This is a genomic window from Bacillus sp. PDNC022 (genome assembly GCF_016919285.1).
Classification (GTDB): domain Bacteria; phylum Bacillota; class Bacilli; order Bacillales; family Bacillaceae; genus Bacillus; species Bacillus safensis.
In genome coordinates, this window is sequence record NZ_CP070345.1 from 3,055,716 (window position 1) to 3,077,956 (window position 22,241).

Below are 22,241 nucleotides of genomic sequence, written 5' to 3' on the forward strand. Positions count from 1 at the left end.
TTAGTACGAATAAGTGTCATAAAAGTTTCAGAAAATTGTAAACTTTTATTAAAAAACCGTTCCCGAACAGGAACGGTTGTAAACATGTCTATGCTTTTTCTTCAAATAAACGGGCAATTTCAACGATAACTTCGGTTGCTTTCACCATGTTTTCAACGGAAATAAATTCATATTTACCGTGGAAGTTTTCTCCGCCAGTAAAGATGTTTGGTGTTGGGAGACCTTTATATGAAAGCTGGGAGCCATCTGTGCCGCCGCGGATTGGTTCAATGACTGGTGTGACTGAGCGGTTTTCCATAGCTTCATGAGCAATGTCTACAATATGTTTCACCGGCTCAATTTTTTCTCTCATATTATAATACTGATCCTGAATGCTAAGGGTGATGCTGTTTTCTCCGTAGGTGGCTTTTAAGTCATTTGCTATTTTTTCAAACAGTGCCTTGCGATTGTTGAATTTCTCTTTATCAAAATCACGGATAATATATTGAAGCTCAGCCTCTTCTACTTCCCCTACAAATTTAGTCAGGTGGAAAAAGCCTTCGTAGCCTTCTGTATACTCCGGAGATTCGTCAGAAGGCAGTTTGTTGTGAAAGAGCATCCCAATTTTCGCAGCGCTGACCATTTTGTCCTTTGCTGTTCCTGGGTGGACGTTGTTTCCTTTAATGGATACTTTCGCGCCCGCTGCGTTGAAGCTTTCATATTGCAGCTCGCCAAGCGGTCCGCCGTCAATTGTGTACGCATAGGAAGCGCCAAAGGCATCAACATCAAACTTGTGCGGCCCTCTGCCAATCTCTTCATCTGGCGTAAAAGCGACGCGGATTTTTCCATGCTTGATTTCTGGGTGTTCAATAAGGTAATGCATAGCTGTCATAATTTCTGCGATACCAGCTTTGTTATCTGCACCAAGCAGGGTTGTGCCATCTGTTGTAATCAGCGTATGTCCTTGGTACTTTTGTAAATTTGGAAACTGTTGTGGAGATAAAACGATATGTAGATCTTCATTTAAGGTAATGTTGCCGCCTTGATAGTTCTCATGAATCTGTGGCTTTACATTTTTGCCGGTGAAGTCAGTGGCTGTGTCGATATGAGCCAGGAAGCCAATGGTCGGCACGTCTTTGTCAGTGTTAGACGGGATCGTTCCCATGACATAGCCGTTTTCATCCATAGTCACTTCTTGAATCCCAATGGATTTCATCTCTTCAACAAGCTGTCTCGCCAGGTTCAATTGTCCATCAGTAGATGGGCAGCTTTCCTTATCTGCATCCGACTGCGTATCTACCTTCACATAACTTGTGAAACGCTGAATCATTTCCTCTTTCATCTAAACGTCACTCCTTTTATAGAATACGTCCATTTTATCACGTCTTGAATGCGCTTCATAACAAGAAAGGCTTTCTCTGGCAATTAGAGAGGAAAAAGGCCTACTTTCCTTAAGTGATGTGCTGAATGGTTCTTTAGGGTGATTTTTTTGGGTGTCTTTTTATTTATAATGAGGACATATAAAATCATCCATTTGTACGTTAAATTGGGAGAAAGGGGTGCGAAAGTTGGATTCTAGTCAAACGCTGGCACTCGCTCAAAAGTTTCAGGAAGCGGCTGATGAGATTCGGCAGTCAAAGCAGCTGCTGGAGAATCGGCTGAAGGCAGTTGGATCAGGCTGGCAGGGAGAAGCAAGGGATAAATTTGATCAAAGCTTTGAAGAAACAACGGCACGCTATGATCAATTTGAAAAGGATTTGCTTGAAACAAGTCAGGAACTGCGGGATGCAGCGGTCAAAATTGAGGAGCGTAAAGCTGAAATTGCCAGAATGGAAGAGCTTGAGCGAAAGAGACGAGAAGAACGGAGAGAAAGAAACCGAGAAGGGAGATGATGTGATGGCACGTGACATTGTGGTTAATCCAGATCAGCTGACAGGGCTGGCGAATGATTTTGTAGGCGAGCTGTCAGCCATTGAAACGAAGCACCGCGATTTACATAGTGAACTGGACGGGCTGATTTTAGGCTGCGATCCTCGGTATAGAAGCTGTTTTTCTGGTGTCGGGGATGCATGGGGAGCAGGACAAGCATTAATCAGTAAATTGAGCAGTGATGATATTGCGATTCGTCATGCAACGGATAAAATGGTTGAAGCAGATGATATATTGCGCAAAATGTACAGCATTTATGATCAATATGGTACACTCACGAGCTTAGCTGGAATCTTGATGATGCAGGCGAAATATTACGGGCTTGGGATGACGACCTTCATTAAAGAGAATGGCCGATATGCAGCGCAGCATTCAAAGCTGCTGCTTGATCTGACCAGCCGGGTAGAAGGAACGAGATTTGATCGGTTAGCAAGGATTTGGCTGAGTAAAAAAGAATTATTAAAACGATCGAACTGGCCAATGGCTGACTTGGTCCATAAGAAATTCACAAAATTTTATCCTGACGATACAGTTGCGTTCACAAACAGTGTCCGTGATTTTACAAAAGGAAGTATCAATTGGAAGGACACGGCTGCGATCAAGTCTGTTCTGAAAAATGGTGCAAGATTTGCGAAAGGAAATGCCATCATTGCAACGGTTGTCACTGGTGCAACAGAAACGGTTGGCTGTGGATTGAAAATAGCCGAAAACTATGCAGAATTCGGTGATCAGCCAGAAGTCCTTAAGCGTGAAAATGCAAAGGCTGTTGGAAATGCAGTGAACAATACGGTCTTTATCGCTGGCGGTTCTGTCGCAGGTGCCGTTGTGGGCGGCGCTCTTGGAAGCTTTGCAGGTCCGATTGGAACTGTTGTTGGCGGAGCCATTGGTTCAGCAGTAGGTGGATTTATTGGAGAAAAAGTCGCCAAGCTGACATCCGGTTTTGCTGAACAGGTTGCAGTGAAATTAAAGGACCCGATTCATGCGGTCGTGGATAAAGGGAAAAAAGCATTCGAACTGGCGGGTCAAGGTGTGAAAGCAGTCAATGATACCATTGATCAGGCAAATCAGGTGATACATAAAGGAATAGAAAAAACAAAAGAAACCGCAGATTCGCTCATAAAGGGTGCAGGCGATTTCTTTAAGGGTGCATTTTCTTTTGGATAAGGAGAGATCAAGTTGGATCAGCTAAGTCTAAGTATTGAGGAACTCATCTTTAGTTTTTACAGTGAAGGCTATTTTGAACAAGGGATGTCCTTAAAGGAGGCCTATTATCCTGAAGTAGAGGACGAGCGCTTGGGGTTTTTATTTGAAATTGCGTGCCGCTCTTTGCTCGCAAAAGGTGTACTGGAATTTCGAAACAGACAATACCGTTATAAAGCGGAATACCGTCATTTCATCCAGGCGATGAATGATGCCTCTCACACGATCAAGGCATCTAAATTTGGAGACACAGATGAAGAAGTCAGTACCTCCTTTCACACAACACAGGCGGGAGTATATGCGCATCATACGCTTTATGATCAACAAGTGCATCAGATTCGCAAACTGAACGGCGATCAGCAGGCAGAGGAGCAAGTGACAGCCTTTTTCAACATACAGATGAATGATCACCCTGAACCTGTTATCAGCCTGCAGGCAGAGGAATTTGAAATGCTGTTAGAGCAAGCAAGCGAAGCGAAAAATGAGTGGCCGTCCTTTCTGAATAAAGCTGAGAATCAAGAGCTCGTGAAGGCATTTGTTTCTGATGTACAGACGAGAAAAGGAAAGATGGACTCCCTCATGAAGGTCGTCTATGACAAAAATAATACCCCGGATGTGGAGTCCATGATATTTGTGATTCCAGGTGAGAACCAATCGTGGCTTGTATCAGGAATAAAAGAAAATGAATTTCGCATTGAGACGGCTCATCTAGACGGGTTACGTTCTATATTCTAATGGAGAAAAGGAGAATGACGCTTGAATCCAAGTGAAGTAATAGAAGTAAGGAGCAGACCTTTTTTAAGAGTATGGGCATTCTTAGCAACGGGCGGCTTCGGTATCATCGGTATTTGGTTATTTTCAGAAGCCCTTACATTTGAATCGAACTATACATTGTTTTTATTTTTAGGCGGGCTATTAGGTATTGTCTATGGCTGGATCTCCTTTTTGATGATTTTGCCGGCTTTTACGAAGAGGGGAAATGTGATTTTTCGCATTCAGCGCGGAGAGAATGGCGCTGTGCTGCATCGGGAGCGAACAATCCCTTTTCAAGATATTCAAACAATTGACATGCGCAGGCATCGTTACAGTATAAGAGGATTTCTTTTCATGGATGTGCTCATTCGGAAAGTAGATGGGAAATTGATCAAAATTCCGGCGTACAGCATTTTAGATGAAGAGGTATTTGAGCAAACCGTCAAACAGGAGATCTATCCATATTTACATCAGGCAGCCCAAGAAAATTGGAGACAGCAGCATGGCCAGGGAGAAGAGAAGACCGACTAAATTGTTTTTGTCAGAATTCTATAGGGTGAGGCGCCACTTTTTCGAAAAAATCGTGTATGATGTCAGTAAAGGCTGAACACTCGGAGAGGTGATGAGAGATGGATAAAGAGATGGTAATCGACCTCGTCACAGAACAAATGGCACGGATTCGAAAAGAAAAGGATTATACGCAGGATCGCATGGCAGAGGTACTTGGTCTATCGAAACGGCATTTACAGCAGGTTGAAAAAAACAGGATGCGTCTCAATTGGACGCAATCCGCGGCCGTATGTGCATTATTCAGAGATAGTGACATTCTGAAAGGGACACTAGGGGATGACCCGCTTGAGATTTTGGAAGTTGTGGCACATGATGAACTACATCTATCAGTTGAGCGCACGATTGGCGGAAAGGTTTGGTGGAGGACGTCTGTCAAAAAAGGCACGTTTCGCCTTCAGCAAAATGTACTTAGTCAGCATTACCGCATCTTAGATGAGGAGAATTATCGCTATTATAGTTCGTTTAATAAAGAAGAAGCGAAGCGGCGGCTAGAGGAATTAAGCCAGCTGTCTTCTCCATATTGATCAAAAAACTGATTGGAAAAGGAAAGAGAGGCACCTGTTTATAAGGTGCCTCTCTTTTTTGTGTTTATACTTTTAGAGTGTTTTTCGCCCGAATAAAGGCAACAAGCTGTTTGATTTCTTCATCATTTAGGGGAACGCCGTCTACATGGATGGTTCCTTCTTTTGCTTCCGTCAGTTCAATTTTGATATCAGAGATTTTGCGTTGTATCTCTGGCTCGTCCGTTCTACCAAGTAAAAAATCAATGGACGTATCATACAAATCAGCCAGCAGCTTCACTGCTTCAAGCGAAGGTCGTCGGTACCCAGATTCGTAACCGGCATAGGTGCTTTTGGCGATACCTAGGCGATCTGCCGTATGCTGGAGAGACCATTTTTTCTTTTTTCTAAGGGTGGTTAAACGATCGAGTATCATACATGAACGCTCCTTTATTTACAACAACAGTATATCATATTTTGACATAGAATGTACGCGTTATGCGTAACAATTTCTTGATTAATTCGCGTTATGTGACTATAATGGCAATGAAGGTACGCGTAAAGCGTATATTATAGAATAGCACAAGCTAGCTTATAATATGTGTGACAAACGAAGTAATTTTACGAAAGAGGTGGACCTGTTGAAGAAATTATTGCTTTTAACGACTGGTGGGACGATTGCATCTGTAGAGAGTGAAAATGGTTTAGCTCCAGGTGTTAAAGCTGAGGATCTTTTGAGCTATTTAAACGAAATAAATGCAGAATATACAATGGACACAAAGTCCCTAATGAGTATAGATAGTACAAATATGCAGCCTGAATACTGGGTTGATATCGCAACGGCCATTTATGAGAATTATGATCAGTATGACGGGTTTGTCGTTACACACGGAACCGATACAATGGCCTATACATCAGCAGCGCTGTCTTATATGCTGCAAAATCCTGATAAGCCGATCGTGATCACAGGTTCACAAATTCCGATTACTTTTAAGAAAACAGATGCGAAGAAAAACATCACAGATGCAATTCGCTTTGCATGTGACGGTGTTGGCGGCGTGTATGTCGTGTTTGATGGCAGGGTCATCCAAGGAACACGTGCGATCAAACTAAGAACGAAAAGCTATGATGCATTTGAAAGCATTAACTACCCATATATTGCATCAATTGAAAACCATCAAATTGAATACAATAGCAAAGTAAAAAGAACACCAATGAAACCGCTTAAATTAGATGCATCCTTGAACACAGATGTGTGTCTGTTAAAATTGCACCCAGGCCTGAAGCCTGAGTTTTTAGATGCAGTCAAAAGCATGTACAAAGGTGTCGTCATTGAAAGCTATGGCAGCGGCGGAATTCCTTTCGAAGGAAGAAACCTTTTAGAAAAGATCAACGAATTGCTGGAAGAAGGCATTTCTGTGGTCATCACCACTCAGTGTCTTGAAGAAGGAGAAGACATGAGTGTGTACGAGGTAGGACGCAAGATCAATCAAGAATTAGTGGCACGTTCAAGAAATATGAATACGGAAGCTATCGTGCCGAAACTGATGTGGGCACTAGGCAAAACAACAGATCCAAGAGAAGTCAAAAAGATTATGGAAACGCCAATCGCAGAAGATTTAGTAATTTAATTATTCTATAGAAAGCAGGTCATAAGAGATGGTTCAAGCAACTTATCGCTATGAGAAGGATTTTCTTGGTGAAAAAGAAATTCCAGCAGACGTGTATTATGGGGTTCAAACCCTTCGTGCAAAAGAGAATTTCCCGATTACAGGATATCGGATGCATGAGGAACTAATTAGAGCCTTTGCCATCGTGAAAAAAGCAGCAGCTCAAGCCAATATGGAAGTTGGACGTTTATATGAGGGAATTGGAAATGCTATCGTTCAAGCGTCTGATGAAGTCATTGAAGGCAAACTGCACGAGTACTTTATTGTCGATCCAATTCAAGGCGGCGCAGGAACGTCTATGAATATGAACGCAAATGAAGTGATTGGAAACAGAGCGCTAGAAATCATGGGACATCAAAAGGGTGAATACATTCATTTAAGCCCAAACACACATGTGAATATGTCGCAATCAACGAATGATTCATTCCCAACGGCGATCCACATTGCTGTGCTCAAGCAGTTAGACATTCTGCTTGAAACGATGCAATTGATGCAGGACGTCTTTCAAAAGAAAGCGAAAGAATTCGATCATGTGATCAAAATGGGACGTACGCATCTTCAGGATGCTGTTCCAATCCGTTTGGGACAGGAATTTGAAGCTTACAGCCGCGTGCTGAGCCGTGATATTAAACGGATCAACCAATCAAAGCAGCATTTATATGAAGTCAATATGGGTGCAACAGCTGTTGGGACAGGCTTAAACGCAGATCCTCGTTATATTGAGATCGTGGTGAAGAAGCTCGCTGATATATCTGGTCTTCCTCTTGTAGGCGCAGAGCATCTCGTGGATGCAACGCAAAATACAGATGCTTACACAGAAGTATCTGCCGCTTTAAAAGTATGCATGATGAACATGTCTAAGATTGCAAATGACCTTCGTTTAATGGCATCTGGTCCGCGCGCAGGTCTTGCTGAAATCGCATTGCCAGCCCGCCAGCCTGGATCATCCATTATGCCTGGGAAAGTCAATCCAGTTATGGCAGAGCTCATTAACCAAATCGCATTCCAAGTCATTGGGAACGATCATACGATCTGTCTGGCTTCTGAAGCAGGCCAGCTTGAGTTAAATGTGATGGAGCCTGTTTTAGTCTTTAATTTGCTTCAGTCTATTAGTATAATGAATAACGGATTCCGCTCATTCACAGACCATTGCTTAGCGGACATTGAAGCAAATGAAATACGTTTGAAAGAATATGTAGAAAAAAGTGCAGGCGTGATCACTGCTGTGAACCCTCACTTAGGCTATGAAGCAGCCGCTAGAATTGCAAGAGAAGCCATTTTAACAGGTCAATCGATCAGAGATCTTTGCTTGCAGTACGATGTTTTAACGGAAGAAGAACTTGATATTATCTTAAATCCATTTGAGATGACAAAGCCTGGTATTGCGGGTGCGGAGCTCCTAGAGCGATAATAATATCAAAAATTTTATTTTATTAATATGTGGAATTGCCTGTGAAAAAGAGAAAAACAGGCAATTCACTTTCTTTCGAATTGACACACTTTTTTCACAATATTTTGAAAACGCTTAACGCACGCACAAAGGGAGGAAACACAATGAAAACACCACGTCTACCATCTATTTTAGAAGTCGTAGCAGTACTTGGCTTGTTTTTAGCAATTGTTTTATCATTTACTCTTTACTTCAAATTAGATATTCAGCTAGCATTGTTTATTTCATGGTTTATGGTTATTGCTTTAGGTATTCGATTGGGGCATTCTTATAAGGATCTTCAAAATGCAATCACAAAAGGGATATCGAATGGTTTAGAAGCTGTTTTAATTTTAATTGCAGTAGGTGCACTTGTAGGAACATGGATTGCCGGTGGAGTTGTACCAACGTTAATTTACTACGGTTTAGAGTTTATTCATCCTAATATTTTCTTATTAGCTACACTTGTCATCTGTGCAATCATGTCCGTTGCAACAGGAACTTCTTGGGGTACGGTTGGAACGGCTGGGATTGCGATGATCGCAATTGGTGAAGGCCTAGGTATTCCACTTCCGATCGTTGCAGGGGCCGTTCTATCTGGTGCTTATTTCGGAGATAAATTATCCCCATTATCAGATAGTACAGTGCTCGCTTCTTCTCTTTCAAAAGTGGACGTGCTGGCGCATGTTCGAGCAATGATGGTTTTATCCATACCAGCCTTTGTGATTACAGCGATTATGTTTACAGTTACAGGCTTTATGTATGGCGGACGTAACATTGATCAAGGTAAAGTAGAATTTTTGAAAAATGCCCTTCATGATACATTCACCATCAACATTTGGATGATCATCCCAGCAGTAGTGGTTGTATTACTGCTCGTATTTAAGAAACCTTCATTGCCTGTTATTGCTACTGGTGCTCTTTTAGGGTCGATATGGGCCATGGCTTTCCAAGGAATGAATCCAGCAGATGCGATTGGATCAGCATACAATGGCTTCTCTATTAATTCAGATGTAGATTTCTTAAATACGCTGTTAAATCGTGGCGGTATTGTAAATATGCTTGGATCTTTAGTGGTGATTATTCTTGGACTGGGTTTTGGTGGAGTGCTTGAATATCTAGGTGTTTTAAAAGTTATTGTCGCTACTTTCGAGAAGAAATTATATAATGCAGGAAATGTCACCCTATCTACACTGGTTGTTGCGTTCTTCGCAAACATTTTTGGCTGTGCGATGTATGTTTCATTAATCCTCACACCGAAAATTATGGAAAAAAGCTATGATAAATTAAAAATAGACAGACGTGTCCTATCTAGGAACGCTGAGGTTGGTGGAACAATGACCTCAGGGATGGTTCCATGGTCAGATAACGGTATTTACATGGCAGGAATTCTTGGCGTATCGACATTCTCTTATTTACCATTTATGTGGTTGAGCTTTGTTGCCATTGGTCTTGCGATCATTTACGGATATACGGGTAAATTCATTTGGTACGTGAAAGGTCAACAAGAAAGAGAAGAATCGGCCTCATAAGCGTTTGCAAAAGCCGCTCCTTTACGGGGGCGGCTTTGTTTGTCCTAGGACCGAAAGACTATATGTGACAAATAGCAAATGGACACGAAATTAGACCTCCTATAAAAGAGGTCGAAAGGGGCAGTGAGAAGCTGAACGAAAGCATATTTATCCCATAAAAAGGGCACAAATCCCTATTCAAACGTGAGTCTTTGAACCTTATAATAACAATATTGGAAAAAGTGCTATTCACCTTACGCTCGTTTAGAGGGACTCTAAGCAGCGTTTTTATTTTTTGACAGGAGGAGGAACCCATATGAGCTTATCGGATATGCTGTCTGCCCTTAACGGTGGTATTTCAAATAAAAAAGCAGAAATTGAAGAGAAAATCGCTCGACTCAAAAAGGCGAAAAGCAAGGTTGAACGTGAACAAGATGCGGCAGAAGCAGATTTAAAGCAAATCAAGCAGCCAAAGCTTGGGGCCTCTTGGAAAGGTGAGCGAAGCCAGGATTTCAAAACAGACCGAAATGAAGCACATGATGCGCTGCAAACGATCGTGAATGATAAATACCCACGCTACGTGAGCCGCATCGAATTCAAAATCAGTACATTAGAAGCAGAACAGGCTGCGTTATCCTTTGCCAGTTCCTTAGCTGGAGACGCCGCACGTCTTGCTGAAAAAGGAGAAGACGCAGTAGAGGACGCAAAACGCTTGATCTCAAAAGCATGGAGCAGCTTGTAAGAGAGCTTCATGCTGAACAAATCTGGAGGATATCACAATGGGACAAATTAAGTTAAACTACCAAACAGTCATGGATAAACTAGATGAAGTCTCCCAAGCAGTCGAAGCTTTAGCGATGAAAAAAGCAGCAGATAAAGCGGGTGAAAACAGCCTTGAATTTGTAACCAAGTGGACGGCACGTGAAGCAGAAGTGAGCGAAATGGTCTCAAGCTTTAAAGAAGCCTTAATTAAAAATGTTCAGGATACACGTTCTAACGTGAAAACATTAAAAGAACAAGACGAAGCGATTGCTGCAAAATAATCAGCACAATCGCTTTTATTTATGGGTATCATGAACATGATGTTAATTATAGTCTTAAAGGCTCATATAAAATGCAGGGTGTAAGACCTTGTATTATTCCGTTTTTCTTCCAAACGCGTCACTAAAAGGACACCTTTTCCCTATTTAAGACTGAGGCTTTTCGCCTTATACTATACTTAATGAAAGCAGAACGATAGAAATGTCAGGATTGGAAAAATCAAGTGATTCGATGGTTTCCAAAGGCGCTCACGCCGTGCTTTCGTATGAGGTCAGATAGAGGTGGATGACATGAGTTTATCCGAGATGCTGCACCATCTGCATATGGGAATTGAGAACAAACGTGCAGAATTTGACGAAATGATCTCTCGGTTAAAGACAGCCAAAAGCAATATTCGAACAGAACAAGATCTTGCCCAGTCAGATATCAAAGAGATCAAGAAGCCTGCTCTAGATTCGTCATGGAAAGGTGAGAGAGGAACCGACTTTCATCATCATCGGAAAGACGCTTACAGTGTGATGCGCGACATCATCAACAATGAATATGAAAAATATATAACAGAGATTGACCAAAAAATTATGCACTTTGAATTGAAAAAAATGGAGCTGGCCGTTGCCAGTAATTTTGCAGGAAGAGCTCAGGACGTGATGGAAAAGGGCGAGGATTTTGCAAAGGATGTTAAACATTTGATTGAACGGGGCTGGAAAGCTCTTTAAAACCATAAATGAAACAGCCGTCTCATAAAAGGGCGGCTGTTTTTTTGTTTAGTCACATCCACCACCGCCGCTATCACCTGAATCACTCCCGCAGGAGGCATCAGAAGCGTGATGGGTATACGAATCAGTATAAGTACTTGTTGTTGAACTATGATGTGCAGAACGCTTAGCAGATGCACGTTTATCATTTGATGCGAACAAGCTGGCAATGATGGCTCCTAAAAAAGCTAATATGATAATGACAACGAACATAAAAGCATCCCTCCTCTAGTTTCATATTCATACGAATGAGCTATATCAAGGTTCCCGATTTGAAAGAAAAACTGGGCAAAGAGTTCTATTTTCGTTTATGATGATAGGCAAAAGTAAATGCCAAGGGAGGAGAGCCCATGCTATCTCTACGTCAGGAGGAGCTTCTGAAACGATTGATGCAAGCGGAGCAGGAACTGACAAGTGAAGAAATTGCCCGTGTGATCGGAGTCACATCACGAACCATCCGAACAGATATGAAAGCGCTTAAAATGATCTTAGAAGAACATGGTGCCGCACTGCATATTAAACGCGGGGCAGGGTATACATTGAGCGTTGAAGATTATGGAGCATTTCGTACATTTTTGAAAACGTCACTGAGAGAAAGGAATGAGAAAAAGGAACCGTCCATTCCCAATCAGCCTGAGGACCGTGTGGCTTATCTATTAAAAAGGCTGCTTTTGTCAGAAGACTATATCAAATTAGAGGGATTGGCAGAGGAATTATTTGTGAGTGAATCTACAGTGAAAAATGATTTGAAAGCTGTCAGGCACTTGTTTTCATTGCATGGACTTTCTATATCGCACCGGCCTAAATATGGCCTGCATCTGACAGGCGATGAAATGAAATTAAGATATTGTATGGCAGAGCATGTGTTTCAGCAGGAGCACGCGAACTCTGCACTGTTACCTGAAGAAACATATCAATTGATTCAGGACATCGTGCGCTCACGTACAAAAGCCACTGGACTTCATCTATCAGAAATTGGTTTAAGTAATTTAGTGACCCACATTGCCATTGCATGCAAACGAATTGAAGAAAAAAAGCTGGTTCAGATGCCAGAAGCGGAATTGAAAGAAATTCAAGTGCAGCCAGTTTTCCAGTTAGCTCAACAAATGGCAGAGGATATTCGCCGCGTATTAGCGATTGATTTTCCGTTATCTGAAATGGCGTACATCGCGATTCACTTAATGGGGGCAAAGATGATGGCATATGGAGAGGCTGGTCACACGTTATTTCATCTGCTGGAAGAAGATCATTTTCGTTTCACTCACCAATTGCTTGCTTATGTAGAGGAGCACATGTCACTTGATATTCAGTTTGATAAGGAGCTGATCGTTGGATTAAGTCTTCATTTACGTTCCGCCATTCATCGTTTTAAATACGATATGAACATCCGAAATCCTTATTTACCAGACATTAAAAGGCATTATCCCATTGCGTTTGAGGCGGGTGTCTATATGGGGAGATGGCTGAAGGAAAAAGAGGGTGTTGAGATCCCTGAGGATGAGATTGGGTATTTGGCGCTCCATATTGGGGCTGCAATCGAGCGGACAAAATCACAGCATGTAAAAAAGACATGTCTTATTGTGTGTGCGACGGGTGTCGCCAGCAGTCAGCTTCTTCTTCATAAGCTCACAGCGGCTTTTAGCGGAAGGTTGGAGATCGCTGGAACTGCAAGTGTCGGGGAACTTCCTTCGTATGATTTGAGAAGCATTGATTTTATTATTAGTACCATTCCGCTTCAGAATACATTGCCGGTGCCAGTAATTGATGTACATACGATTCTAACTGACGATGATATTGTGAGGCTGAAACGATTTGTGCAGAATTCGCAGGATACAGGGGTTTTGCGGTATGTGACCCCGGCGCTGACATTTTTTCAGCAAGATTTCCAATCAAGGGAAGAGGTTCTTCAATTTTTCGTGAACGTGCTAAAGGAGCAGCAGCGAATCCCAGACGAGTTTGAACAATTATTGCTAGAAAGAGAGCAAGTGTCACCCACATCTTTTGGTCATTTGGTTGCGATTCCTCATCCAATTAAACCGGCAACAGATGACACGTTTTGTGCGATCTGTACGTTGAAAAAGCCGGTGCTGTGGGGAGAAGATCGAGTACAAGTCGTATGCTTGTTAAGTATTCAGAAGACGTATCAAAAAGAATTACAGTCGCTTTATCAATTTCTTGTGCGGCTGACAGAACGGAAGGAAGTGGTGGAGCAACTCATCAAAGCTGCTTCATTTGAAGAACTGACAGCTGCGCTTCAAGTATTGGAGCAGCCAAATGAAAAAACGCGGCACCCATTTCCGCATCTGTGAGGAAAAAGATTAGATGTTAATGAAAGCGCTTTTAAAATAACATCAAAAAGGAGGATGATCACGAGTTTTTGCAAAGGGGGAGACGGATCATGAGCTTCAAGGAGAAAGCGGCAGATGTCATGGGGCATGTGGCTTATCGCATCACTAACCAGAAATATATTATGGCGATTAAACAGGCATTTGTCACACTGATGCCGATCATCATTACAGGAGCTTTTGCTGTGCTGGTCGCGAATATGATCATGAGCCCAGAAACAGGGCTTGCTCATTTTGAGATATTCAGGTTTTTAGCAGAGCTTCAGCCTATTATGAAGGCAATCAATTATGCCACGCTGAACTTTTTAACCATTGGGGCTGTGTTCCTCATTGGGATTGAGCTTGGGAAAATCAACGGGCACAAATCTCTGTTCCCAGGATTAATGGCATTGATTTCATTTATATCTGTTATTCCAACGACACTTCTTCTTGAAGTCGATGGATCGATGCGTGAGGTTGTAGACGTGCTGGCAAGACAATTTTCCGATCCAAAAAGCTTATTTTTAGGGATGATCATTGCGATCGTATCTGTGGAGATTTTTTGTAAGCTGACCAAGGTGAAATGGCTTCAAATCAAGATGCCGGATTCGGTTCCATCGAATGTGGCGACATCTTTTTCATCACTTTTCCCATCGATCATTACAATTACGATCATTAGTTCATTCGGCTTTGCATTTCATCGTGTGACAGGCATTTATTTGCATGAAGCAGTGTATAACGTGGTGCAGCGCCCGCTAGAAAGTGTTGTACAGGGGCTGCCTGGGATTTTAACGTTAATGTTTGTGGCGCAATTTTTCTGGGTGATCGGCATTCATGGCAACCAGATGATTAAGCCGATCCGGGAGCCGCTCTTATTAGGATCGATTGCAGTGAATATGACAGCATTTCAAGAGGGGAAAGAAATCCCGAATATCATCACGATGCCGTTTTGGGATGTGTATATGAGCATCGGTGGTTCAGGTGTGACCATTGGTCTTTTGATTGCGATTTTTATTGCTGGGAGAAGGGAAGAGATGCGAAGCATTGCCAAGCTCTCATCTGGACCCGGACTGTTCAACATCAATGAACCCGTTATTTTTGGATTACCCGTGATGCTAAATCCTGTGATGGCGATCCCATTTATCGTTACGCCGCTTGTGACAGGTACGATTGGGTATATTGCGACGGCTACAGGATTCGCTGGAAAAGCGGTCGTGATGGTGCCGTGGACGACACCACCGCTTGTGAATGCATGGCTGTCCACCGCTGGCAGTATGGGAGCTGTCATCACACAGCTTATCTGTATTGTGGTGGCTATTTTCATCTATTTACCCTTTGTTCTCTTGTCTAACCGCAAGCCAGAAGCGGCACCAGATTCAGAATAAACATTCAGACGAAGGAAAGGGAGGCGGCGACATGAAAAAAATCGAGATTCCAACTGATTTTATCCTAGGTGCTGCGGCTTCTGCTTGGCAGACCGAGGGATGGAAGGGAAAGCGGGCGCATCAGGACTCGTACATCGACTTATGGTATAAGGAAGGATATCACGTGTGGCACGAAGGCTATGGACCGGCTGGTGCGACAAACTTTTACGAGCGCTATCCTGAAGATGTAGACTTAATGAAAGAGATTGGGCTGACACATTACAGGACATCAATCAATTGGTCGAGATTTCTCATAGACTACGAGAATGGGATAGTGGATGAGGCCTATGCTCGTTACATTGATGATCTGATCAATGAATTAATCGCAGCAGGTGTAGAACCAATGTTTTGCTTAGAGCATTATGAGCTTCCTGCCGTTTTGCTTGAGAAGTACGGCGGATGGTCATCAAAGCATGTTGTCGAGCTGTTTGTTCTCTATGCGGAAAAGGTGTTTGAGCGCTACGGGGACCGGGTCAAGCATTGGTTTAGTTTTAATGAACCGATTGTTGTCCAGACACGTGTTTATCTAGATGCCATCCGATATCCGTTTGAGCAAAATACGAAGAAATGGATGCAGTGGAACTATCATAAAGCTCTGGCAACAGCAAAAGTGGTGAAGCTGTTTCAGGAGATGGGGTTGAAGGAATCGGCAGGAGCCAAAATCGGTGTGATTCTCAATCCAGAAGTGACGTATGCAAGATCGTCTGCCCCGCATGACCAAGAAGCGGCACGTATGTATGACTTGTTTTTTAATCGAGTGTTCTTAGATCCTTCCATCAAAGGGGAGTATCCAGAGGAACTGATCGATGTGTTGAAAAAGCATGATATTCTTTTCGATTCCACAGAGGAAGAGCTTCAGATCATCAAGAATCATAAGGTGGATGTCGTTGGGCTTAACTTGTACTATCCGCATCGTGTCAAGGCACCGAGTAAGGCTTGGAACGAAGGAACACCTTTTCATCCTTCCTATTATTACGATATGTTTGAGCTTCCAGGGAGAAAAATGAATCCTTTCAGAGGCTGGGAAATCTATCCGAAGATTGTCTATGATATGGGGATGAGGATAAAAGAAGAATACGGAAATATTGAGTGGTTTGTGGCCGAAAATGGCATGGGTGTCGAAAAGGAAGAACGGTTTAAAACAGAAGACGGTATCATTGATGATCAGTATCGCATTTCATTTATCAGCCAGCATTTGAAGCGGGCACTTCAAGCGAAAGCAGAAGGATCAAATTGCACAGGCTATATGCTTTGGGCATTTACAGACAATGTCTCACCGATGAATGCCTTTAAAAACCGCTACGGATTAGTCGAAATCCAGCTGGAGAATGAACGAAATCGTCAGCTGAAAGCATCTGCGTATTGGTATCAGACATTAATCAAAACAAGGGAACTGCAGGTTGAAACAGAAGTCATTTATCAATAGGAGTGATGGGATATGAAACGAATCATTCTCGCTTGTGCAGCAGGAATGTCGACGTCCATTGTGGTGTCGAAAATGAAGGCTGCTGCAGAAGCTAAAGGGCTGGATTACTATATTTATGCTATACCTGAAGGAGCCATTGCGGATGAACTAGAAGAGCATGGAGAGGATGTACAGGCGATTTTACTTGGACCGCAAGTAAGTTTTATGAAAAAAGCAGCAGAAAAAACGGCGGCACCCTATCAAATACCTGTCGATGTCGTCAATGTGAGATTATACGGAACAGCAAACGGAGAAAAAATTCTAGAGCATGCACTGAAACTAGCAAATGAATCTTGAATAATTGGAGGAGAAGCAGATGACGGTATTAGAGGAAATGCAGGGAGCAGCCTTTCAAATCATTGCCCATGCAGGCGAGGCAAGAAGTCTTTATGTAGAAGCGATTCGTCTAGCAAGAGCTGATGATTTTGAAAAAGCGCAGCAGTTGATCGAAAAAGGGGAGGAAGCGTTTCGAAGCATCCACACCCTGCATCTGTCGCTGATTCAAAAAGAAGCGGCAGGTGAACAGCTTCCGTTTTCTTTACTGCTGATACACGCAGAAGATCAAATGCTCACAACAGAGACCATTCATCTGCTCGCCATCGAAATGATCGAAATGTGTAAAAAAATGAATACCCTGTCAAAATAGATGTCAATGAATAACCAATTTCTGTTATAATCATTCAGTAGATAAAGAGAAAGCAGGATTGGTGAATGAAGAAAACATGTATGCTGATGACAGTTGGTCTTATGGTGCTGCTCATTTCGGGCTGTATGGGAATGAAGGAGCAGCTGGAAGGAAGCCAGCAAGTCGTCAAAGAGGAAAAGGGTCCATTACAAACAAAAGACATTCAGCAGAAAAAAGAAACACCAGGGATAGAGACACAAAATTGGATGAAGGAAAAGGAGCCGGTCGAGCTTCCGATTTTGATGTATCACAGTATCTCAAGCGGCAACTCGTTACGTGTGCCAAAGAACGAATTTGCATCTCATATGAAATGGCTGAAGGACAACGACTATGTCACACTGTCGCCAGAAGAGGCGTACCGCGTTTTCACAACAAATTCGAAGCCAAGTAAGAAGAGTGTCCTCATTACATTTGATGATGGATATACGGATAACTATACAAAGGCATTTCCGGTTTTGAAGCAGTATGAAATGAAAGCAACGATTTTCATGATTGAGCAATCCATTGGCCGTCCTAATCACTTAACGGATGAGCAAATGGATGAGATGATGGCACATGGGATATCGATTGAGAGTCATACAATTCATCATTTAGAGCTCAATCGATTATCAAAGCAGCAACAGGAAGAGGAATTAAAAGGATCAAAGACATTCTTCGATCAGCGATTTTCTCAGCGGACGAGAATGGTCAGCTATCCTGTCGGGCGCTATAATGAAGAGACGTTGAAGCTGGCGAAGGAAGCCGGATACCAAATGGCTGTCACCACTGAACCAGGACATGCGAAGAAGGAACAAGGCATGATGTCCTTGCACCGCGTCCGCATTTCACCGGGACTTTCACCAGAAAGCTTTGGCAGGCTGGTCGAAGGGAAGTAAACAATGTTTCACATGGAACATTTTACGACAAGTTTCACCAAAATGAATCACCGCACATACACCTTGGCATGATATGTCTTAGTTTCAAATGTCATTTCAAGAGACACTTAAATGAACAGAACTTTCATTATCAGTGGAGTTCTGTTTTTTAAAATTGTCATTCAAACCCTACATCGTAAGAAACACCTCAAAAACAATTCAATTTGCTCAGCATCGCAAAAACTTAAGAAACCCTACATAGAAAAACCAATTGAGAAAAGAAAGGGAGAGGGGAATATGTCAAACTTTTTTGGAATCGACCATGTTCAACTAGCTGCCCCAAAAGGTAGTGAAGAGAAAGCTCGTTTGTTTTTTGGTGAAATTTTAGGAATGGAAGAAATCCCTAAGCCTAGTAATCTAGCTAAACGTGGAGGCGTCTGGTTTCAATGCGGTCATCATCAGCTTCACATTGGCATTCAGGAACATTTTCAAGCTGCAAAGAAAGCTCATCCGGCTTTTCTTGTAAAGAGTCTATCGGAATTAAAAGAGGCATTATTGAAGCATCACATTCGTATAAGAGAAGATGAGCCATTGGAGGGAGCCAGTCGGTTTTATGTAGAAGATCCTTTTGGGAATCGAATTGAGTTTTTAGAGAGGAAAGACTAGAAGACAAAAATAAGGCTGTCGAGGAAATCTCGACAGCCTATTTGTTATTGATAAACAGGATAGCCCGTTATTTTAATATCTTTTCCGAGTGGTTCTACGGCGAGTTGATCCAGTTCAATGGCATCACTCATGAGGCGTATGCCTTCACCTCCGAAAAAGGAAGGGGAGAGACGTCCGCCAATGAGCTTAGGCGCCATATAGATGACCAATTTATCTACAAGCTGTTGTTCTAAGAACGAGGCGTTAATCTGGCCGCCGCCTTCAATCATGAGAGACGAGACATTTTTTTCTCCCAGCACTTGAAGCACTTCTTGCAGGGGCACCCGCGTGTCGCTGTCTGTCATGAAGACACGGACGCCAGCTTCTTCTAAAGCCGCTCGTTTTTCCTCATCGGCTTGCTTTGTTGTAAAGATCCATGTAGGTGCCATCTGATCGGTGACGATCTTTGCTGTCAGTGGTGTTGACAGCTTAGAGTCTAAGACAATTCGAATCGGATTGTTCCCATTTGGAATCCGCGCAGTTAATGATGGATCGTCGTGAATGACGGTTTGAGCACCGACCAAAATCGCATCATTGATACTGCGGATATGGTGAGCATCATAACGGGATGTCTCAGATGTAATCCACTTGCTGTCAGATGTGGCAGAGGCGATTTTTCCATCTAAGGTAATGCCCGCTTTGAGCGTCACGAAAGGTGTTTTTTTCGTAATAAAGTGATTAAATACCTCATTCATCAGAATGGATTCTTGTTCAAGTACGCCCGTAATGACTTGTATGCCGGCGTCTTGTAAAATGGCAATCCCGCGGCCAGCGACAAGCGGATTTGGATCAAGTGCTGCCACGACAACAGTTTCGACGCCGGCTTTCACAAGTGCTATCGCGCAAGGGCCTGTGCGGCCATGATGAGAACAAGGCTCAAGGGTCACATAAATGGTGGCTCCTTTTGCCTTGTCTCCGGCCATGTTGAGTGCATGAATTTCAGCATGCGGTTCACCGGCTTTCATATGAGCACCGACTCCAACAATTTCATTCTCTCGCACAATCACAGCCCCGACGAGCGGATTCGGAGATGTCTGACCTTTCATTGCCCGTGCATTATCAAGGGCTAGCTTCATATATCGCTCATGATGTGGCAATCGTACGCACCTCTTGCTCCGCCTTCATGTGACCTGAGCGGTTGATTTTTGTCTGCAAGTAATTTTCGTTAAATTCAGAGACATCTCCCCAAAGTGGAATGCGTCCAGAAAGAGATAAACCTGCATGGCTGATCGCATCTGTCTTTTTCGGGTTATTGGTAATGAGTCTGACCGGTTTTGTACGAAGTGTTTGAAGAACGGCAATGGCTTCTTCGTATTGACGTGTGTCATCTTCAAAACCAAGAGCTTCGTTCGCTTCTACTGTATCGTAGCCGTTTTCTTGAAGAATATAAGCCATGGCTTTACTGAAAAGACCAATGCCGCGGCCTTCATGATTGGCTAAGTAAAACAGAGCTCCTGCTCCATTGTCCTCAATCATTCGCATAGACTGCTTCAATTGGAATCCGCAGTCGCAGCGCTTGCTTCCGAAAATATCGCCTGTGTGGCAAATGGAATGCATGCGGATAAGGGCTTCATCAGCTTGCTCAAAATCCCCATAGACAAGAACGCTTGACTGCTGATGATCAGCAAGCTGGCGGGACGAAAGGCTTTCAATTAAAGCTTCATCTGACAATGGCTCTTTTCCATCGTCTTTTAACCATGAATACCAGTTGAACATGACGGTTCTGCCGTCTAAATTCACTGGCAGTTTAATGGGTCCAGTGATATATATATACCCGTCTTCTTGCTGTACTCGTTTGATTTTATCTTTTAATATGGCTATTTTAAGCTCTGTGTGTTTGTCCATATTCTGCACCTTCTTTTTAGTCTGTTTCTTCAATCTGTAAACGAACGAGAACGCCAAATGGATCAACAAATTCGCTGCTTTTTCCTGTCGTGTTGACTTGAGTGCCTGCTTTTGTCAGACGTTCGATGACGGATTGTCTGTCTGCTTCTTCTGGAAAAACCAGTGTATAGCTTCTAATTCCTGAAAAACGTGGATCAATGGCTCCTTTTCGTCCGCGTCCCCATGCATTAAAGGCAAGGTGGTGGTGGTACACACCAGCGGCGATAAATAGGCTTGCTGGTGGAGCCATTCGGATATGAAAACCGAGCGTATTGACATATAAGGAATCTGCTTCTTCTGGGTTGAGATGGAAATGCAAGTGTCCCATGACTGTGCCCGCAGGGAGTCCTTCCCATGTGGTATCAGCGGCTTCTTGCAGGAGACCATCTCCATCAAGCGGTGCATTTCCGCCACCTTTCAGTTCTCCATGCTCACCTACCCAAATGTCCTGAGGACGGTCAGCATAAATTTCTACGCCAATGCCGTCAGGATCACTTAAATAAATGGCTTCACTGAAAAAGTGATCGCTTGCTCCAATTAAAGGATAGCCTTTTTTGATCACATGTGCCAGCCATGTGCCCAGGTTTTTTCTGGTAGGTAATAAAACAGCAAAATGATAAAGACCTGGCTCATGATCAGGCTTTTCTTTGAGCTGTGCATTCTCTTTTAACAAAAGGATCGGTTCCTTTGCATTGCTGCCAAGTGTCACCGCGGAATCTGTCTTTTCTAATATAGTAAATCCTAAAATGTCTGTATAAAAAGGTAAAGAACGATCAAAGCTGGACACATGTAATTCTGTCACACCCAGCCTTAGCTGCTCAATTGTCTTCAAGCTCGGTCATCTCCTTCATGATATATGCATCGGCATGTTCAAATGTTTTTGAAAATCTATAAAAAATGAATACCTTGTTACTTTTAGTAACTAAACTATATAATAGTTAGTGACTTATTTCAAGTAATTAATTGTGTTATAATGAAAAAAAGAGAAAAAAGCAGGAGGGAGTAAGATATGGCTCAAGTAGATGGCTGCCCAATTACAGATGCCATGGAGATTCTAGGCAAGAAGTGGGTCATTCTCATCATCAATCAGCTTCTGACAGGGCCTAAGCGTTTTTGTCAGCTTGAAAATGAAATGAACATCAGCGGAAGATTACTATCAGAAAGGCTGAAGGATTTAGAAGCTGAGGGACTTGTTGAGAAAAAGGTATACCCCGATATTCCAGTGCGGATTGAATACGAATTAACAGTTCAAGGGAAGAAAATTGAAGCGATTATTCGTGAAATGTATGCTTGGTCTTTAGATCGTAAAAACAGCAAAATAGAGGAACATGTTCCTTCTTAATCCATTTCGATCAGTGTGTCTGATCGAAATTTTTTTGTGTGATTTTCCAGAAATCTATGTCAATAGTATGAAAAATGGTGTTGACAATAAATTCACCCATCATATAAGATCAAGAAGAAGAGGGTTCTTTTCCCTGTAATGGAATGGAGGTCATGCCATGGAATCATGAATGGGACAGATTGCCTAAAACACGTGTCAATACATCATTTAGAAACAGACAT

At 42.7% G+C, this 22,241-nt stretch carries 25 protein-coding genes; 19 read left to right on the plus strand and 6 right to left on the minus strand.

Annotation, left to right across the window (positions count from 1 at the left end; genetic code table 11):
* Positions 1-88: 88 nt before the first annotated feature.
* Complete coding sequence (gene pepT / locus JVX94_RS15590; RefSeq protein WP_144484047.1) at positions 89-1,321, minus strand: peptidase T; 1,233 nt, start codon at positions 1,319-1,321, stop codon at positions 89-91.
* Between the two features lie 226 nt (positions 1,322-1,547).
* Between pepT and JVX94_RS15595 the strand changes: the two genes are divergently transcribed.
* The 5 genes from JVX94_RS15595 to JVX94_RS15615 all read left to right on the plus strand — a co-directional run bounded on the left by JVX94_RS15595 (position 1,548) and on the right by JVX94_RS15615 (position 4,955).
* Positions 1,548-1,871, plus strand: a complete 324-nt coding sequence (locus JVX94_RS15595) for a WXG100 family type VII secretion target (RefSeq protein WP_024427532.1) — start codon at positions 1,548-1,550, stop codon at positions 1,869-1,871.
* A gap of 4 nt (positions 1,872-1,875) precedes the next feature.
* The gene (locus JVX94_RS15600; protein ID WP_205183718.1) at positions 1,876-3,072 is read left to right on the plus strand and encodes a DUF6861 domain-containing protein; all 1,197 of its coding nucleotides are present in this window, start codon (positions 1,876-1,878) and stop codon (positions 3,070-3,072) included.
* Between the two features lie 12 nt (positions 3,073-3,084).
* Complete coding sequence (locus JVX94_RS15605; RefSeq protein ID WP_095409916.1) at positions 3,085-3,843, plus strand: hypothetical protein; 759 nt, start codon at positions 3,085-3,087, stop codon at positions 3,841-3,843.
* Between the two features lie 21 nt (positions 3,844-3,864).
* Entirely contained in the window at positions 3,865-4,392 is a 528-nt protein-coding gene (locus JVX94_RS15610) for a YfjD family protein (protein WP_095409915.1), read from the plus strand.
* A gap of 98 nt (positions 4,393-4,490) precedes the next feature.
* The gene (locus tag JVX94_RS15615) at positions 4,491-4,955 is read left to right on the plus strand and encodes a helix-turn-helix domain-containing protein (protein WP_095409914.1); all 465 of its coding nucleotides are present in this window, start codon (positions 4,491-4,493) and stop codon (positions 4,953-4,955) included.
* 64 nt (positions 4,956-5,019) lie between these two features.
* Here JVX94_RS15615 and JVX94_RS15620 read toward each other — a convergent pair whose 3' ends face one another.
* Entirely contained in the window at positions 5,020-5,367 is a 348-nt protein-coding gene (locus tag JVX94_RS15620) for a helix-turn-helix domain-containing protein (protein WP_039182556.1), read from the minus strand.
* Positions 5,368-5,572: 205 nt separating this feature from the next.
* Here JVX94_RS15620 and JVX94_RS15625 point away from each other — a divergent pair, with 205 nt between their 5' ends.
* The 6 genes from JVX94_RS15625 (at position 5,573) to JVX94_RS15650 (ending at position 11,298) form a co-directional block, all read left to right on the plus strand.
* Positions 5,573-6,562 (plus strand): asparaginase, encoded by a 990-nt coding sequence (locus tag JVX94_RS15625; RefSeq protein WP_024427527.1) that lies wholly within the window; start codon positions 5,573-5,575, stop codon positions 6,560-6,562.
* 28 nt (positions 6,563-6,590) lie between these two features.
* On the plus strand, positions 6,591-8,012 hold the full coding sequence (aspA, locus tag JVX94_RS15630; protein WP_095409913.1) for an aspartate ammonia-lyase: 1,422 nt from the start codon (positions 6,591-6,593) through the stop codon (positions 8,010-8,012).
* 143 nt (positions 8,013-8,155) lie between these two features.
* A complete protein-coding gene (nhaC, locus tag JVX94_RS15635) occupies positions 8,156-9,562 on the plus strand; it encodes a Na+/H+ antiporter NhaC (protein ID WP_095410074.1) in 1,407 nt (468 codons plus the stop codon).
* A 295-nt stretch (positions 9,563-9,857) separates the two neighbouring features.
* The gene (locus tag JVX94_RS15640; protein WP_203129024.1) at positions 9,858-10,283 is read left to right on the plus strand and encodes a YwqH-like family protein; all 426 of its coding nucleotides are present in this window, start codon (positions 9,858-9,860) and stop codon (positions 10,281-10,283) included.
* 37 nt (positions 10,284-10,320) lie between these two features.
* On the plus strand, positions 10,321-10,584 hold the full coding sequence (locus tag JVX94_RS15645) for a YwqI/YxiC family protein (RefSeq protein ID WP_024423905.1): 264 nt from the start codon (positions 10,321-10,323) through the stop codon (positions 10,582-10,584).
* 288 nt (positions 10,585-10,872) lie between these two features.
* On the plus strand, positions 10,873-11,298 hold the full coding sequence (locus JVX94_RS15650) for a YwqH-like family protein (protein ID WP_203129023.1): 426 nt from the start codon (positions 10,873-10,875) through the stop codon (positions 11,296-11,298).
* Positions 11,299-11,346: 48 nt separating this feature from the next.
* Here the strand turns inward: JVX94_RS15650 and JVX94_RS15655 are convergent, their stop codons facing one another.
* Complete coding sequence (locus JVX94_RS15655; protein WP_076927592.1) at positions 11,347-11,550, minus strand: hypothetical protein; 204 nt, start codon at positions 11,548-11,550, stop codon at positions 11,347-11,349.
* A gap of 137 nt (positions 11,551-11,687) precedes the next feature.
* Between JVX94_RS15655 and JVX94_RS15660 the strand changes: the two genes are divergently transcribed.
* The 7 genes from JVX94_RS15660 (at position 11,688) to JVX94_RS15690 (ending at position 18,755) form a co-directional block, all read left to right on the plus strand.
* Entirely contained in the window at positions 11,688-13,646 is a 1,959-nt protein-coding gene (locus JVX94_RS15660; RefSeq protein ID WP_205183721.1) for a BglG family transcription antiterminator, read from the plus strand.
* A gap of 89 nt (positions 13,647-13,735) precedes the next feature.
* A complete protein-coding gene (locus tag JVX94_RS15665) occupies positions 13,736-15,046 on the plus strand; it encodes a PTS sugar transporter subunit IIC (protein ID WP_144471729.1) in 1,311 nt (436 codons plus the stop codon).
* A 31-nt stretch (positions 15,047-15,077) separates the two neighbouring features.
* Positions 15,078-16,511: a glycoside hydrolase family 1 protein gene (locus JVX94_RS15670; protein ID WP_205183723.1), complete on the plus strand. Its 1,434-nt coding sequence runs from the start codon at positions 15,078-15,080 to the stop codon at positions 16,509-16,511.
* Positions 16,512-16,523: 12 nt separating this feature from the next.
* Positions 16,524-16,847, plus strand: coding sequence for a PTS sugar transporter subunit IIB (locus tag JVX94_RS15675; RefSeq protein WP_024423899.1), 324 nt, complete (start codon positions 16,524-16,526; stop codon positions 16,845-16,847).
* Between the two features lie 19 nt (positions 16,848-16,866).
* Positions 16,867-17,196, plus strand: a complete 330-nt coding sequence (locus JVX94_RS15680; protein WP_205183725.1) for a PTS sugar transporter subunit IIA — start codon at positions 16,867-16,869, stop codon at positions 17,194-17,196.
* Positions 17,197-17,261: 65 nt separating this feature from the next.
* Complete coding sequence (locus tag JVX94_RS15685) at positions 17,262-18,110, plus strand: polysaccharide deacetylase family protein (protein WP_205183727.1); 849 nt, start codon at positions 17,262-17,264, stop codon at positions 18,108-18,110.
* Positions 18,111-18,386: 276 nt separating this feature from the next.
* On the plus strand, positions 18,387-18,755 hold the full coding sequence (locus JVX94_RS15690; RefSeq protein ID WP_197197748.1) for a VOC family protein: 369 nt from the start codon (positions 18,387-18,389) through the stop codon (positions 18,753-18,755).
* A gap of 44 nt (positions 18,756-18,799) precedes the next feature.
* On the opposite strand, the gene ribD is transcribed toward JVX94_RS15690, so the two are convergent.
* From ribD to JVX94_RS15705, 3 genes are read right to left on the minus strand one after another with little or no spacing between them, the layout of a single operon-like run.
* On the minus strand, positions 18,800-19,891 hold the full coding sequence (ribD, locus tag JVX94_RS15695) for a bifunctional diaminohydroxyphosphoribosylaminopyrimidine deaminase/5-amino-6-(5-phosphoribosylamino)uracil reductase RibD (RefSeq protein WP_205183729.1): 1,092 nt from the start codon (positions 19,889-19,891) through the stop codon (positions 18,800-18,802).
* On the minus strand, positions 19,878-20,639 hold the full coding sequence (locus JVX94_RS15700) for a GTP cyclohydrolase II (RefSeq protein ID WP_144471735.1): 762 nt from the start codon (positions 20,637-20,639) through the stop codon (positions 19,878-19,880). Before JVX94_RS15700 ends, ribD begins: the two co-directional genes overlap by 14 nt.
* A gap of 16 nt (positions 20,640-20,655) precedes the next feature.
* Positions 20,656-21,510, minus strand: a complete 855-nt coding sequence (locus tag JVX94_RS15705) for a VOC family protein (RefSeq protein WP_144471737.1) — start codon at positions 21,508-21,510, stop codon at positions 20,656-20,658.
* A 177-nt stretch (positions 21,511-21,687) separates the two neighbouring features.
* On the opposite strand from JVX94_RS15705, the gene JVX94_RS15710 reads away from it, so the two are divergent.
* Entirely contained in the window at positions 21,688-22,020 is a 333-nt protein-coding gene (locus JVX94_RS15710; protein ID WP_095409901.1) for a winged helix-turn-helix transcriptional regulator, read from the plus strand.
* Positions 22,021-22,241 lie beyond the last annotated feature (221 nt).

What these genes read in the sequence shown, in the direction of transcription:
- JVX94_RS15615 (WP_095409914.1), top strand. Translation starts at nt 4,491, where the DNA reads ATGGATAAAGAGATGGTAATCGACCTCGTCACAGAACAAATGGCACGG.
- JVX94_RS15620 (WP_039182556.1), bottom strand. Translation starts at nt 5,367, where the DNA reads ATGATACTCGATCGTTTAACCACCCTTAGAAAAAAGAAAAAATGGTCT.
- JVX94_RS15710 (WP_095409901.1), top strand. Translation starts at nt 21,688, where the DNA reads ATGGCTCAAGTAGATGGCTGCCCAATTACAGATGCCATGGAGATTCTA.
- JVX94_RS15645 (WP_024423905.1), top strand. Translation starts at nt 10,321, where the DNA reads ATGGGACAAATTAAGTTAAACTACCAAACAGTCATGGATAAACTAGAT.
- JVX94_RS15655 (WP_076927592.1), bottom strand. Translation starts at nt 11,550, where the DNA reads ATGTTCGTTGTCATTATCATATTAGCTTTTTTAGGAGCCATCATTGCC.
- JVX94_RS15640 (WP_203129024.1), top strand. Translation starts at nt 9,858, where the DNA reads ATGAGCTTATCGGATATGCTGTCTGCCCTTAACGGTGGTATTTCAAAT.
- JVX94_RS15675 (WP_024423899.1), top strand. Translation starts at nt 16,524, where the DNA reads ATGAAACGAATCATTCTCGCTTGTGCAGCAGGAATGTCGACGTCCATT.
- JVX94_RS15660 (WP_205183721.1), top strand. Translation starts at nt 11,688, where the DNA reads ATGCTATCTCTACGTCAGGAGGAGCTTCTGAAACGATTGATGCAAGCG.
- JVX94_RS15670 (WP_205183723.1), top strand. Translation starts at nt 15,078, where the DNA reads ATGAAAAAAATCGAGATTCCAACTGATTTTATCCTAGGTGCTGCGGCT.
- JVX94_RS15700 (WP_144471735.1), bottom strand. Translation starts at nt 20,639, where the DNA reads ATGGACAAACACACAGAGCTTAAAATAGCCATATTAAAAGATAAAATC.
- JVX94_RS15600 (WP_205183718.1), top strand. Translation starts at nt 1,876, where the DNA reads ATGGCACGTGACATTGTGGTTAATCCAGATCAGCTGACAGGGCTGGCG.
- JVX94_RS15680 (WP_205183725.1), top strand. Translation starts at nt 16,867, where the DNA reads ATGACGGTATTAGAGGAAATGCAGGGAGCAGCCTTTCAAATCATTGCC.
- nhaC (WP_095410074.1), top strand. Translation starts at nt 8,156, where the DNA reads ATGAAAACACCACGTCTACCATCTATTTTAGAAGTCGTAGCAGTACTT.
- pepT (WP_144484047.1), bottom strand. Translation starts at nt 1,321, where the DNA reads ATGAAAGAGGAAATGATTCAGCGTTTCACAAGTTATGTGAAGGTAGAT.
- JVX94_RS15690 (WP_197197748.1), top strand. Translation starts at nt 18,387, where the DNA reads ATGTCAAACTTTTTTGGAATCGACCATGTTCAACTAGCTGCCCCAAAA.
- JVX94_RS15685 (WP_205183727.1), top strand. Translation starts at nt 17,262, where the DNA reads ATGAAGAAAACATGTATGCTGATGACAGTTGGTCTTATGGTGCTGCTC.
- JVX94_RS15650 (WP_203129023.1), top strand. Translation starts at nt 10,873, where the DNA reads ATGAGTTTATCCGAGATGCTGCACCATCTGCATATGGGAATTGAGAAC.
- JVX94_RS15665 (WP_144471729.1), top strand. Translation starts at nt 13,736, where the DNA reads ATGAGCTTCAAGGAGAAAGCGGCAGATGTCATGGGGCATGTGGCTTAT.
- aspA (WP_095409913.1), top strand. Translation starts at nt 6,591, where the DNA reads ATGGTTCAAGCAACTTATCGCTATGAGAAGGATTTTCTTGGTGAAAAA.